A 15432-nucleotide genomic window follows, 5' to 3' on the forward strand; every position below is an offset into this window, starting at 1 on the left:
CACTATCCAACCTGAGAAAAATCAATATGAGTAAGTATATAAAAGCAAAATCATTAGTTCTATTCTTTATAATTTTCCATTATTCTATAGCTGTTCCAGCAACTAAACTAATTAACGACGTTGATAATCTCAATAGCATTATCAATTTCTCCACACTACCATCTAATAATTTAGGCAATAATATTTTATCCATTTTGGAGACTGATTCATTAGAACTTATAAATGAAAACAATTATTCAAAAGGTGCCCATAAATTCTTTGTTCGGGCTGATGTCAGTGAAGGAACAATAGGAGCAAAGTCATTACAAGGGACAGATGATATAAATGATAATATTTTCAAATTTAATTTAAAGAAATTTGATATTGAAAATTATACAGTTGAATTACAGTATGAATTGTTTGGCTTAAAAAGCCTAAGCGGTGTTTCTAGAAGTATCAACGCACAGCCTTCTTATGGAGGATATGAAAGTGCTACAAGTGATTCTTGGTCCTTAATTAAAGAACCCTTGAATAATAATTGGGTTGATAAACGTATCAATACCATTATATTCAATAACTCTAACCAAAACATTTTGAATTTTAAGGTAAAAAATGTAAAACTGGTTTTTACCAAAGCAGAAGTTAAATCAACAACTAATTTGATTATTACTAGTAAAATTATAGATTCTCAAAATCAAATTTATTTTAGAGGATTCTTAATCGATTATACAGAGGAAACTTCCTTAATTTTAAATGATAAGGAGATTAATTTATATGAAGGTGCTTTTGAAACTATCATATCTAACAATATAGAATATCAAGGGTTCATAGACCTTTCGGTTAGAGAAGGGAGCAAATTAAAAAAGAATTATAAAATCTCAATCTCTCAAAGTGATAGGATTGATTCCTCTCTGAAAACAATAGAAAAGTATAGTGTAAAGACTTCTGATGTGCCAATGAAGACTTCTTTTAACATATCAGGTGATGATTATAAATTAATTATAAATGATAGTGCCTTAAGTGAGAACAAAAAAATAGCAGTAAGCAAATTAAGAAAAACAGATTTACCTCCTATGTCACCTGGCCTCATAAATGTAACTAAAGGAGCCACTGCATTCCGATTTTTACCTGATGGAACTAAATTCAATAATCTTATTTCATTGCACCTTGGTTATGATGAGAATTTATTACCAGCAGGTTTTGATGAAAACGATATCACCACTTTTTACTTTGATACAAATGCAAAAAAATGGAAGCCCATAGTCAAGGATTCTGTTATTATAGAGTCAAAAATGATAGTTTCAAGAACAGATCATTTTACAGATTATATAAACGGAGTAATCCAAGCACCAGAAAGTCCAGAAACTGCAGGTTTTACACCTACATCATTGTCTGATATAAAAGCGGTAGATCCATCGGCCCAAATGACTTTGATTAGTCCACCACAAGTGTCTCAGTCAGGAAGTGCCAATGTTTCATTCCCTATAAAAATTCCTTCAGGAAGAAATGGTATGCAACCTCAACTAGCAATTTCTTACAATAGTGATGCAGGAACTGGTTGGTTAGGACAAGGTTGGAGTTTGAGCATGCCTGCGATAACTATAAACTCTTCCTGGGGAACACCCAAGTTTAATTCTGCCAACGAAACTGAAATATATTCAATGAGTGGTGAACAACTCATGTATCCAAAAAGAAATGGTAGCGATTGGATGCCTCATAGGCACGCAGACGTCAATGGAACTACTTATGTGACACCAGATGTGAGCCCTTTACCTAGAACAGCAGATTTAGAATTTACATTGAGAAAACAAGGAAGTTTTACTCAGATAATTAGGAAAGGAAATTCGCCGTCTACCTATTATTGGAAAGTAGTTGCTCCTGATGGAACTATTCATTATTATGGTGGTTCAAACGCTGTTGATCCAGATGCTGTAATTACAGATGTTCAAGGTAACATTGTTCACTGGGCTTTAGTTCAATCTATAGATGTTTATGGGAATACTGTTGCCTATCAATATGATACAGATGAAATCACTGGGTTATCAGGCGATAACCAGAATTTAAATGGTGGTATTTCTCATTTATTAAATAATGTTAAGTATAATGGTTTTAATAATTCAAATTATTCTTATGAGGTAGAACTTGTTAAAAGCACTAGTATTAGAAATGATGCTACTATTGATGCCAGTTTAGGAATTAAAATTGTTGATGTTTATCAATTAAACGAGATTAAAGTCAAAAATTTAAAAGAATCTCAATTAATACGCAGTTATAAAACGGTTTTTGGTCAAGGAAGATTAAGTAAATCGCAACTTAGATCTGTTGCAGAGCATGACGGAAGTGGTAATTTCTTTTATGAGCATACCTTTGATTATTATAATGATTTAGGAGTCGGAAATGAATCTTCATATTTTGATGGTGCTATAACCATTGAAATTTGTGATGAAGTAGATCCATGTATAGATAGCGATGGTGATGGAGTATGTGATGACGACGATCCATGTCCAGACGTTGTGGGGTCAATTTCAAATAATGGTTGTCCAGAAGAAGAGTTAATATGCTATACACTACAATTACCTACAGGAGGAAATTGGGAATCAGAGTGTTATCCTTTAGGTAGTTTTGTTCAATTAGATGGAGTGACATTAAATAACAGTCATGTATACGGACCACAACAAATAACTAACTTATTAGCTAGTAATATAAGTGGAACGGTTTCTCTCAATACAACAACAAATGAAGTAACCATTAACAATACACTTAATGTGTTACAAAATCTGAAATTATATAATGATTTTAGCAATGGGGTTTATTCGACTTGTGTTGAAGATATTCCTTTCGTTCAAGTAAGTTGTGGAGATGGTGCAACTATTCCAGTGGATACTTATACAGTGATCGACGGCGCCATAGATGAAGACTGTCAAGACTTTTTATTTAATTGGGATTTCTTGATTACAGGAAGTACGCCTACATTTAACAGTAATGGTTCTCCATTGGGAAGCAGTAAAACGACAACAAAAGCTGTTGGTTTTTCAATTGGAGCAGGAATTGGTACAGATCCCACTTCAAAAAGTACTTCTATAGCTTTTCAAAAAAATTATTCAGCTAATAAAAGTAAATCGCTCTCTTCATCCATAGATATTGATGGTGACGGCTTAGAAGACTTGGTATACAAGGAACATGATAAAGTTTATTACAAGAAACATGTAGTTGAACGTGTGGTAAATTCACTAGGAATTGTGGTGCCTCAACATAGTTTTGAGCCTAAAAAGCAGGCCATTGGAATTAATGAATTCTATAGAGCCCATGGAACATCAAGAACAGAAAATATACAGGTTACCGCAGGTCAAGGAAATGCAGGTGTTTTTCTTGGAGGTGATCAATCAAGAAGTAAATCAACCAATGATATTTATTTCACTGATGCTAATGGTGATGGATTAATTGATGTTGCAAAAAATGGAGTAATCTACTTCAATCGGCTAAATGCCTCAGGAATTCCAACTTTTGTTCGTGAAAGTGATGGTTCTGAAAATCTAGTGATTACTGCTGCTCCTGCAACAGTAGTTATTCCAGAAGAAATAGACGAGTTTGATTTTCCTAATTTAGATGTGGTAAAAGTATGGGAGGCACCTGAAGATTCAAAAATTAGAATTGATAATGATGCAATATTGTTAGATTTAAATTCAAGCGCTATTTTAACCATCGAAGGAAGGATAGATTTATCAGCAGAAGATCCAAATACAAATGAAGGAGTTATTTGTAATGATAATGTAAGGAATATAGGGTTAATCCATGGAGTAGAGCTCAACTCAAGTCAACCAACTTTTACAGATACTTTAGGAAGTAATTTAAATAATATCTTTGTCAAAAAGGGTGATAAAATCTACTTTAGAATTCATTCTAATGATGGAAGTAATCCTAAAGTTTCTTGGGACCCTAAAGTTACTTTAGCTCCAAACCCTTATTTTAATTATCAAATACAATATGATGCAAATGGAATAACACCTCTAGTTAATCGTTATTCTGAATCATTTGTTTTAAATGATAATAAACCATTAGTTTACCCTAGTTTTCAAGCAGGAACAGCTTCAATAACTTGGGATGCGTATAACGTCACTCCTACGGATGAGATGGTTTTTTCCGTTCATCAAAAGGTGTTAGAAAAAAATTCTAGTAATTCCGATCAATTACCTACAGTAATTAGCGATACAACTTTGTATACCCTAGTTTGTCCTCCTAATGTTACTACGGCTGTTAATGCATTAAATTTAAATAACATTGCAGTAGTTCCTCAATTAATCGGTAATCAGCCTAACCTAGAAAGAGAGACTGTTTTTGAATTCAGAGTAAAAAGCACCTCAAATGTTGATTGGCAAACCTATCAATGGAAGCCTCAGGTAGAGTTTAACTATAACGAGTCTATTAGCACGGATACAGATAGAAACCATGTTGAAGGTGTTCATCAATCAGTTACGACTCATTTCCCTGTTGTTAATCATGATTTGTACCGAATGTTTCCTTGTGGACCTATATTTAGATTTCAAAAGGCTTTAATAAGTAATTATCAAAGTTCCACCTTAGGTTTATCTCCAAATATCAATAATTTATTTTCAAACGGTGACAATGGAATCATTAATTTTATAGTGAAAAGAGGAAATCAATTTGTCGATAAGAGAGTTTTACAAATCACAAATGGAGTGGTTACAAACAGTAATAATAACCCTATTATAATAACAGGTTCTGGTGCGGATGAGTTTGAGGTTATGTTTACAACAAATGATGAGAATAGACCATATACTGATAGTTCTTTACTTCAAAATCTAGCAAACGTTGGAAATACGCAGTCGATTGTAAATATTCAAGAGAATGGAGTGTATAGTGCATTTAGTAATTATTATGTAGCCCTTTATCAGAAAGGTAGTCCTATTCAAGGGGCGTTTTATAGAAGTTGGGGCCAGTTCATGTATGATGCTAGTAAAGTAGTAGACGGAACACCTACCGGATTTGGGGATACTCAGCTCATAGATGAAAAGAAAATAAACATCAATTATATCACTGCAAATATGAGTCAAAGTGATTTGACTGATTTTGAAAATGATCTAGAAAATGTTGATGAAAACACAGACTTAGACGCTTTATATCAATCTTCACTAGCTCTTACTGGAAACTTTGCTTTATATCCAGCAAAGCCACTTAGAAAGGTAATTCCAAGTGGGTTTTTGGAAAAATGGATTGGAGATAGTGAAGAGAATTACAGCAGCGCTCTAGGTGCAAGAGCTTCAAGTGTTGAACAATCTATCGATATACTCGCTGATGAGGATATGTCCATTTATCAAGGTCCTTTATTTACAGGAGCTTATGCGATTGATAGAAAAACGAGATCTAACAGTATTCCTAACATTGCTCTAGGTGGAACTTTTGGAGTTGGTGGTGTAAACGGTACAACTTCCGATAATGGAAGAAGTATAAACCTTTCTGATTACGTGGATCACAATGGAGATCGTTATCCAGATTTAGTGACTATTGATGAGGTGCAGTATACTAATAGTACTGGTGGGTTGATTGCTAAAGTAGATGATTCCAGATCCTTAGGTGATGGGGAAAATAGTGGTGTTGGTTTTAGTGCAAGTGGTTCTTTTGGTAAAAGTGGAGAAAGCGGAGGTGATGCTAATTCAAAAAAATCTACAGCATATATAGACTGGAATAATGGAAGAACAAATAATTCCATGGGGTTCTCTGGTAGTTTTAATACTAGCGAAAATGAAACCAATCACCTATGGTTGGATATAAATGGTGATGGCTTATCTGATGAGATAGAACAAAGTATTAATGGTGCCTCGGTAAGATTAAATTTAGGACCGACAAATCACACCACACAACAAATGCCCACGACTAACTGGGGTACATTGCCACTAATAGATGGTGATGGTAGTTCTGTATCTGGTGGGTTAGGTCTCAATCTAAAGGTTGGAAGTATTGAGATAGGAACTAGTCTATCAACTTCATGGTCAAATTCAGAGAATTTCATGACTGATATAAATGGCGATGGACTCATTGATATCATAGATGCTAAAGATGATCTTGAAGTAAGATTAAATTTAGGTAATAAATTTGAAACAGGAACCTCTACTTGGAGTGATTTTAACATGAAAAAGGAGTCTACCTCTACAAGTAGTTCATTAAATATAGGCGCGACTATCGCTGTTGTAGTTCCTCTAATCTTTATTAACCTTAAAGTACTCGTTTTAAATGCAAATGGTACCCCATATTCCAGTTCCACCAACAAAACTAAAAAAGCTCTAACAGATTATGATGGTGATGGATATTTAGATATTGTTGAGTCGATATCTAACAGCACGGTTAAAGTTCGTCATTCAAGAATAAGAAGAACAGATAAGTTAATGACGGTAAATAATCCACTTGGCGGTAGTTTCACCATTGATTATGAAGTACAACCAGTTACTTATGATAATCCACATGCAAAATGGACGATGAGTGAGGTGATTATTGATGATGGTTATGATACGGTTAACGATGGAGAAGATCAGTATAGCAAGTCATTTACTTATGAAGGTGGAAGATACGACCGTCGTGAGCGTGCATTCTTTGGATTTGCAACGGTAAAGGTTCAAGATTTTAAAGAATTAAGTAATGGAAATAGAGAAATTTACCGCACTACCGTTTCTAATTATCACAACCGAACCTATTTTACAAACGGTTTGTTAGAAAGTAGTTATGTGTTAAAAGGTGATAATTCTAATCAGATTTTTTCTAAGACTTTAAATGAATATACGATTTACGGACTGAATGACACAAATGATCAGTTAATACTTAATGATGTGAAACCATTTGATTTTGATTCTGGTGGATCTGAAGGACGTAGATCTGCAGCGGTATTTTTGACTAAAACAAGAACAGAGCATTATGAATTAAACAATTCACCGCAACTTATTACTGAAAATGTAATGACTTATAATATCAAAGGTGAATTAGCTGTTGTAGATAATAAAGGAGATATTACCACAAATTCAGATAACGTTAAAACTCAAATCTATTATCACAATAATACAAACTTGGCTAGCAGAAACATTCGTAATGTCCCTTATGTCATTCGCGTTAGAAACGCTTCAAATACATTATTAAGAGAACGTAGAGCATTTGTGAACTCAAATACAGGTCATGTAAATAGAATGTGGGCTAAAATCGGTTCTTTATGGGCTTGGACAGATATGAAATATGATCAATTTGGAAACCTCACTAGAATTATTTACCCTGAAAACACCGCAAACCAGCGTATGTCATATACCTATACCTATGATAGCAATTACCATAAATTTATAACAGATATTACAGACTCATTTGGGTACTCTTCTCAATCTGATTATGACGGTAGCTTTGATCACGTAAATGAAGTGACCGATTATGCCGGGAATAAAATGATTTATTCTTATGACACTTTTGGGCGAACCACGTCTGTTCAAGGACCTAAGGAAATAGCTTCTGGACAACCGTACACCATTAAATTTGATTACTATCCATATCAAAGTTTATTGCCACAAAGTGCAAATATGACAGCAGCAGAGTTCGTGCCAGTAGCCATGACCAGTCACTATGACCCAGAATGGCCTAGTAATGATATAGAGACCTATACTTTTATTGATGGAATGTCCAGACCTATCCAGGTGAAAAAAGATATTTCATATAATATAGGTTCTATAAATTCACCTAATATGATTGAAGCACTTTCCATATCAGGTAAATCAACTGCTGATGAGTTTGGTCGTGGAATTGAACAATTCCATCCTACTTGGGAAAGTAAGACTTTTAGCACCAACTTTAAATTGAATGAAACTGCTACCGCTTATAGCTCAACAGTTGAATATGATGAGTTAGATCGTACTGTAAAAACTATAGATCCCGAAGGGAACGAGTCTACTATGTCTTATGACATAGATACAGACGTAGATGGTACTATGGCTTTTAAAACAGTTGCAAACGTAGATCAAAATGGTTCTCAAAATGTAATTACAGAATCCTTTGCAGACGTTTTTGGTCGTACGATCTCTACTAAAAATGTAGATCCAGTTAACGGTGATATTTGGACCAAGTTCTCTTATAATGCGATAAGTGAATTACAATCTTATACTGATGCTGATAACTTGACCACCACTTATAAGTACGATATGTTCGGTCGTAAAACCGAAGTGAACCATCCAGATAATGGAAAAACGACCTATACCTATGATAAAGTGAATTTGACAAAGTTGAGTACAGAAAAACTCTCTGTTGCAAGTCAGTTCATTTCTTATGAGTATGATTATTCTCGATTGTCTAAAGTGATATTCCCAGAGCAATCGCCAGGTGTACCTAATCTTGCAAACGTAGAGTATCAATATGGTGCCACTGGGAATCAAACGGGTAGATTAGTCTATCAAAAAGATGCTACGGGAACTCAAACCATGGAGTACGGTAATTTAGGTGAATTAATATATTCATCACGTACTGTGGTAGGGCCCAATATCCCTACTAGAGTTTATGATACTCACTTTGTGTATGATACCTGGAACAGATTGCAAGAAATGACCTATCCAGATGGTGAGGAAATTGATTTCTACTATGATTTTGGAGGAAACATGAATAAAATGGTCGGTGAACTCAATGGAGCACCATATGAATATGTAGAACGTTTAGAGTATGATCATTTTGAACAACGCACCTATTTAAAATATGGAAATGGTACAGAGACAAACTATGAGTACACACCAGCGTTGCGTAGATTAAACAATCTCAAAGTTCAAGAAGCAAACGGGAACTATATTTTTGATAACGATTATGGTTATGATAAAATAGGAAACGTTACCTCACTAAATAACAGTGCGAGTAGTAGCAGTCATAATAATATGGGAGGTAGTTATACCCATGAGTATGGATATGATGCACTGAATAGATTGATAGAGGCAAACGGTGAGTTCTCTGGTCACTCAAGCCAGTCCTCACAAGGTAACGACTCTAGCGCAGCCTACAGTTTGAGTATGAGTTATAATAAAACACACTCTATAGTCACTAAAAATCAAAACCATAATAAAAATGGCACGGCATTCCAGCCCAATACATTTGAAAACAGTTACGATTTAATCGCAGGAACACATCAGGTAGAAAAAGTGACCGATGGACTTACAGGTGTAGAAACCACGTTAGAATATGACTTAAATGGTAACGTAGTTAATAAGTCTGTGACAGAACTAGATGATACTAACTATTACTGGGATGAGGTAAACCGTTTACGTGTAGTAGCTCAAGGCGAAAACTCAATGCAACACTACATCTATGACGGTACCGGCAACCGTATTCTTAAAGCTGCAACAGACTATGAGGCCGTATATGAAAACGGAACCTTAGTCGATGGCTCTGGTAATATTAATATTATTGGATATAAGAGTTACCCAAGTGCTCATATAGTGGTAGATGAAAATGGTATCTATTCCAAGCATTATTACTTAGGCACACAGCGCATAGTCAGCCGTTTAGGAGATGATAATGCCTCCATATTTGAGGTAGAAGGTGGCGGCGAGAGCGAGTCTTTAAAATCCTTTAAAGGCGATGATGGAGCAGCAACTTTAAATCCCAAAGACTTACAAAACGCTCAAAAGTCAGATTTGGTAAACCTTTTAAAAGAAACCAGCTTCAATAATTTTGTCTATAAAAAATATGAAGGCACAACCATTGAAGAACAAAAGAATCGATACGAGCGATTAGATCAAGGAAAAGATGAAAAAGAAATAGAAAAACGAGCACCAGTAGACGTTCCTATCTACTTTTACCATCCAGACCATTTAGGAACTACAAATGCCTTAACAGACGTAAACGGTAATATGTACCAGTTTTTCCTTAACTTACCCTTTGGAGAAACCATGGCAGAGCAAACATCCATATCATATTACCAGACCGAGTTCAAGTTCAACGGTAAAGAACTGGACAATGAAACAGGTATGTATTATTACGGAGCACGCTATTATGACCCTAGTTTAAGTATATGGATGAGTGTAGATCCACTCGCAGAGCAGTTCCCTAACTTCTCACCTTATAATTATACCATGAACAACCCTATCAATATGATAGATCCGGATGGTAGAGCAGCTGAAGGGCCTGATCGATATGGTCCAGATCCCGATAAGGTAAAGAAAAAGGAAAAACTAATTGCCGCTTTCAAAGCAATAGCCGAGTACATTAAAAAAAGCGACGAAAAGATTGCTGCTCAAAAAGCTGAAGCAGCAAAGGCCGAACAAGAAAGAATGGCTGCTACCCCATGGATGGATACAGCAAGGTCTCAATTAGGAGTGAAAGAGACTAAAAGAAATGGAGGAACCAAAGTAGATAAGTACTTGAAAACAACAGGTCTTCCTACGGATAATCCTTGGTGTGGAGCTTTTGTAAATTGGACTTTGGAACAAAACGATATGGAGACAGTGCCAAATGCTGCGGATCATTCTACACATAAGGCTAGAGCTAAAAGTTATAGAACATTAGGTGTAAGCCTAACTAAACCTGCAATAGGGGCAATTGCTACTAAAAGTAGAAAAGGTGGTGGACATGTAGGTTTTGTGGCAGGTATAACATCGGACGGTAAAATAGTACTTTTAGGAGGTAATCAGAATGATTCAGTAAATTACACTGCATATTCGAAAGACATCTTACAATTTAATTACCCGAATGGATATACTCCAAATTACACATTGCCAGTTTTAACTGTTTCCAAAACTGGAACCATAAAAGAAGATTAATATGATGAAAATATTGTTAGTTTGTACTTTGATTTTTAGTTGTAAAAGTTTGAATCAGGTTGATAATTCCGCTAATCGTGAATATTATAACTGTTTTAATGCAGATGGTTTTCTTGATTTTCAAAATGATATTCTCGAGCCTAGCAAATGGCAAAATTATATAGATTTTGATAATGGAAAGATGCCAGTAGGAGTCTTGCTTTCTTTTAATTCAGAAGAAGAAATAAATTTATATGAATTGAATCTCCAAGATTTTCTAAAGTATCAAAATCTTGTGTTTCCAGAAGATTTCATAAACGGAATCAAATCAATCAATGGAGCTGCTCTTTTTAAAAATGGAGAAACAGAATCTGAGTTGATAAGCAGCGATTTAGATGTGGACAGATTTTACTTTAAAACGACTTATAGTTCTAGTTCTAACGATTTAATTGTAAAGTTGAATTATGAATACATAGAAGATGGCAATAAATATGAATCGACTGTTAATTATTACTTTCATTTTGATAAATGTAAAATGATTCTGGAAAAGGTTTTAGTGGTTAATTAAGCCCTTTATAGTGATAACCCACGTCGCGCGCGTTTGCAACGCGTTCGTTAAAGTCTAGCATTTGTAATGCGATACACAGTCATTATAAAGTAATTATTAAAAAAGGAAAGCTAGAAACAGTTTTCCTTTTTTTATGAATCATAGAAGTTAGTTTAGTGAGTTGTTTAGAATTACTTTTTCGCAATAGCGTACTAAAAAATCTAAAAAAGCTTCTCATTTGAGAAGCTCTTTTTATATACTGTCATTCTGAACTCGTTTCAGAATCTGCTGGTGCTGGAAAACTAAGGGTAATTAAGATGATCATCCATCGTCTCTGTAAAATGAGATGCTGAGATAAACTCAGCATGACAACTTAAAAGAAGATTTTCAGAATCGTTTGAGAGTTTTTAATTGATAAAATCAGAAGCATGTCCGCTCGACCAAGCATCCTTTTTTACCTGTCATTCTGAACTCGTTTCAGAATCTGCTGATCATGAAAAGCTAGAGATTGAGTTGCAAAATAAGTCTTCATCGCTGTAAAATCAGATGCTGAGATAAACTCAGTATGACAGAATATTTCTTAGTAAGACTTGATTATTTCTATTCCCAAACAAAAACATCACCTACATCTAGGCCCCATTTTTCTGCAAGGCCAGCTTTTATTTCTAAGGCATATTGTGCAGGTCCAGCACTAGGTAATAGTGTTTCATCCATAGGTTTTGCGTTCTCGACAAAGCTTACAATAGTACCATCTGCTTTAAGATAGATGATGTCAAGAGCGATTTGCGTATTCTTCATGTAAAAAGAAAGTTCTTGTTCTTCTTTAAAAACAAATAACATCGCTTGATCATTATTCATGCTGGTACGGTACATCAATCCTGTTTGAATATCATAATCTGTATCGGCAATTTCAACCTCTAGAGTTTGTATCGTATCTCGAGTAGCTTTTTTGATCAAGTAACCTGTAGCTTCTTTGGTGAAAGAGATTTCGTTAGTGCTTAGGGAAGCAGATTTTTCATCGCGACAACCTGTAAGTGCTATGGCAGCAATAAGAATAGTAAAGATGGAATTACGCATTGGCTTTAGGTTCTGGGTTTTTGAATAGCCCTTTAGGACTAAACATTAAAAAGAGTCCGATCAGTATAAACGGTATACTTAAGAATTGACCAGTATTTAAACCGTATTCTAAAAGCAGTTCTTGATCTGCGTTTGTTTGCGAAGCTTTGATAAATTCTATAAAGAAACGTACTGTAAATAAGAGAACAAAGAAAAGGCCAAGGATATAACCTAGTTTATGACGTTTCTCTGTTTTCCAATAAACGAGATATAAAATTACAAATACACCGACATAACATATAGCTTCATATAACTGCGCAGGATGTTTAAAAGGTATGGACTCTAGAACCTCAGTAAATTGCGGATTATTTACGACCGTATCTATGGCTTTATCGGTATCAGTATAGCCCGTTTTTTGTAATGCGGCAGCCACATGTGGATCTGACGTATCCCTTACAAATTTAAATCCAGCCCAGAAATCTCCACTTTCCTTTCCGTTAATCTCACTATTGAATAGGTTTCCTAATCGTACAAAAGTTCCTCCTATTGCGGTAGGGATTACAATACGGTCCAATACCCAAAACATATGTTTTTTTAAATGTTTTCTACTATAAAAAAACATGGCTATGATGATTCCTAATGCTGCACCATGACTAGCCATACCAGCAAATCCCGTCCATTCAAATGGGTCTAAAGAAAAAGGTAGTAAAACGTGTAATGGGTCATTAAAAAGTACCTCTGTCTCATAAAAAAGATAATGCCCGATACGCGCACCAGCAAGGCAACCTATAACGGTATACATAAACAAAGGATCTAACTTATCCATTCCTACACCATCGCGCTTAAAAATTGGTTTAATGATATACCAGCCTAGTACAAAGGCAATGACATAAGATAAACTGTAAAAATGAATGGTAAAAAATCCTAGATCAATCCCTTCTAATGGGTTCCAGATAACTTTTAATGAATACATATGCTTTTATTGAGTGGCTAAATTAAGGATTTTAGTTGTGAGGTTTTAGTTTTTGAGTAGCGAGTTTGTCTTGCAATAAGAATGAAAATGTGGGCTAAGATATTTTCGGATTTTAAAGTTGTTATATAATATGATTATTATAAAAGTAAAAGCCGTGTTTGGTTTAGTGACAGTCGATACCTAGATATATTTCTATTTTATGGTATAATAACTTGTAAGTGAGTAAAAGGAAAATCTGTAGCTTTTAAACTTAAACTTAAACTTAAACTTAAACTTAAACTCAAACTCAAATTCAAATTCAAACTTAAATCAGGGAACCGGATCATAACCACTGCCGCCCCATGGATGACAGCTCAGTATTCTTTTAAGGGCTAGCCAGCCACCTTTAAAAGCACCATGTTTTTTTAAGGCACCGACAGCATAATGAGAGCAAGTAGGCGAGTACCGGCAACTCGCTGGTGTGAAAGGAGATATCGCAACTTGATAAAACCTTACAATCCACAATAACGGATATGCCAGTATCGAATACTTCATTTTTATTTTACGGTATAAGTAGTGCCATCTGCACCATCTTTTAATTGAATACCTGCAGCAACTAATTGATCTCTTATCTGGTCACTAGTGGCCCAATCTTTATTAGCTCTTGCTTGCGTTCTTAAATCTATAATTAATTGCATCGCGCCATCCAGGTGTTTAGAGTCTGTAGAGCCCGTTTTTGAACTGGTTTCTAGACCCAACACATCATAGAAAAATGCATTAAATGTTTCCTTAATCAATTCTATGTCAGCAGCTGTAGCCGTTTGTTTACCTTCTTTAACCGCATGAATCATTTTGGTACCTTCAAAAAGCTCGGCGATAAGAATAGGTGAATTAAAGTCGTCATTCATGGCTGCATAACAACGCTCTACCCATGCAGGCACGTCTGTGCTGCTTTCTTTACTTGATGTTAGATCAGCGATAGTTTTAATGGCTTCACTTAATCTATTGAATCCTTTTTCTGCTGCTAGGATCGCATCGTTACTAAAGTCTAAAACACTTCTATAATGCGCTTGCATCATAAAGAAACGTACGACACTAGGTGAAAATGCCTTTTCCATAAAGTCATTATCGCCAGTAAAGAGTTCTTCTGGTAATATAGAATTACCAGTAGATTTAGACATCTTTTTACCGTTAAGCGTTAACATGTTAGCGTGCAGCCAGTAATTTACTGGACTGTGGCCATGCGCTGCCTCACCTTGTGCAATCTCACATTCATGATGTGGGAATTTTAAATCCATACCGCCACCATGTATGTCAAAAGTCTCTCCTAGATATTTTGAACTCATAACAGTACACTCTAGATGCCATCCTGGAAAACCATCGCCCCATGGACTAGGCCATCGCATGATGTGTGCTGGACTTGCTTTTTTCCACAATGCAAAATCCTGTGGATTATCTTTTTCACTCTGCGCATCTAGCGCCCGAGTATTAGCAATCATATCTTCTAACTTACGACCGCTTAGTTTACCATACTCATGGTCCTCATTAAATTTAAGAACATTAAAATAGATAGATCCATTACGTTCGTAAGCATATCCGTTATCAATAATTGTTTTGATAATTTCTATTTGTTCAACGATATGACCAGTTGCTGTAGGTTCAATATTAGGCGGTAGATTGTTGAATTTATTTAGAACGTTATGAAAATCTAGCGTGTATTGCTGTACGATTTCCATAGGTTCTAGTTTTTCTACACGAGCCTTTTTTGATATTTTATCTTCACCTTCATCAGCATCATCAGTTAGGTGACCAGCATCTGTAATATTGCGCACATAACGCACTTTATAACCTAAATGCTGTAAATAACGATAAATCATGTCAAAAGAAATGAACGTACGACAGTTTCCTAAATGTACATTGCTATATACCGTAGGACCGCAGACATACATGCCTACTAGACCTTCGTTTATAGATTTAAAAATTTCTTTTTCTCCCGTAAGAGAGTTGTATAATTGGAGCTTTTGATCTTGATATCGCACCATGATTTATATATTATTTGAAGTAGTTGTAGGTGATTGATTTTTAAAAATACGCTTTCGCGAAAGCATAATATAAAAGCTTTTTACCCAATAAAATTT

Annotated in this window: 6 protein-coding genes; 2 read left to right on the forward strand and 4 right to left on the reverse strand. The window is 35.1% G+C overall.

What is annotated here, in order from left to right; all coding sequences use genetic code 11:
* Window positions 1-26: 26 nt before the first annotated feature.
* Both R1T42_RS00275 and R1T42_RS00280 read left to right on the forward strand, forming a co-directional pair.
* Window positions 27-10760, forward strand: coding sequence for a TIGR02594 family protein (locus R1T42_RS00275; protein WP_317290846.1), 10734 nt, complete (start codon window positions 27-29; stop codon window positions 10758-10760).
* Between the two features lies 1 nt (window position 10761).
* Entirely contained in the window at window positions 10762-11307 is a 546-nt protein-coding gene (locus R1T42_RS00280) for a hypothetical protein (protein ID WP_317290847.1), read from the forward strand.
* A gap of 579 nt (window positions 11308-11886) precedes the next feature.
* On the opposite strand, the gene R1T42_RS00285 is transcribed toward R1T42_RS00280, so the two are convergent.
* The 4 genes from R1T42_RS00285 to cysS all read right to left on the reverse strand — a co-directional run bounded on the left by R1T42_RS00285 (window position 11887) and on the right by cysS (window position 15336).
* Window positions 11887-12363 (reverse strand): DUF192 domain-containing protein, encoded by a 477-nt coding sequence (locus tag R1T42_RS00285; RefSeq protein WP_317290848.1) that lies wholly within the window; start codon window positions 12361-12363, stop codon window positions 11887-11889.
* Entirely contained in the window at window positions 12356-13315 is a 960-nt protein-coding gene (lgt, locus tag R1T42_RS00290; protein ID WP_317290849.1) for a prolipoprotein diacylglyceryl transferase, read from the reverse strand. Before lgt ends, R1T42_RS00285 begins: the two co-directional genes overlap by 8 nt.
* Window positions 13316-13624: 309 nt before the next feature.
* The gene (yidD, locus tag R1T42_RS00295) at window positions 13625-13849 is read right to left on the reverse strand and encodes a membrane protein insertion efficiency factor YidD (protein WP_036581885.1); all 225 of its coding nucleotides are present in this window, start codon (window positions 13847-13849) and stop codon (window positions 13625-13627) included.
* 2 nt (window positions 13850-13851) lie between these two features.
* On the reverse strand, window positions 13852-15336 hold the full coding sequence (gene cysS, locus R1T42_RS00300) for a cysteine--tRNA ligase (RefSeq protein WP_317290850.1): 1485 nt from the start codon (window positions 15334-15336) through the stop codon (window positions 13852-13854).
* Window positions 15337-15432: the final 96 nt, after the last annotated feature.

It is taken from the genome of Nonlabens ulvanivorans, from assembly GCF_032922765.1.
Taxonomy (GTDB): Bacteria; Bacteroidota; Bacteroidia; order Flavobacteriales; family Flavobacteriaceae; genus Nonlabens; species Nonlabens ulvanivorans.

What these genes read in the sequence shown, in the direction of transcription:
- R1T42_RS00275 (WP_317290846.1), top strand. Translation starts at nt 27, where the DNA reads ATGAGTAAGTATATAAAAGCAAAATCATTAGTTCTATTCTTTATAATT.
- R1T42_RS00280 (WP_317290847.1), top strand. Translation starts at nt 10,762, where the DNA reads ATGATGAAAATATTGTTAGTTTGTACTTTGATTTTTAGTTGTAAAAGT.
- R1T42_RS00285 (WP_317290848.1), bottom strand. Translation starts at nt 12,363, where the DNA reads ATGCGTAATTCCATCTTTACTATTCTTATTGCTGCCATAGCACTTACA.
- lgt (WP_317290849.1), bottom strand. Translation starts at nt 13,315, where the DNA reads ATGTATTCATTAAAAGTTATCTGGAACCCATTAGAAGGGATTGATCTA.
- yidD (WP_036581885.1), bottom strand. Translation starts at nt 13,849, where the DNA reads ATGAAGTATTCGATACTGGCATATCCGTTATTGTGGATTGTAAGGTTT.
- cysS (WP_317290850.1), bottom strand. Translation starts at nt 15,336, where the DNA reads ATGGTGCGATATCAAGATCAAAAGCTCCAATTATACAACTCTCTTACG.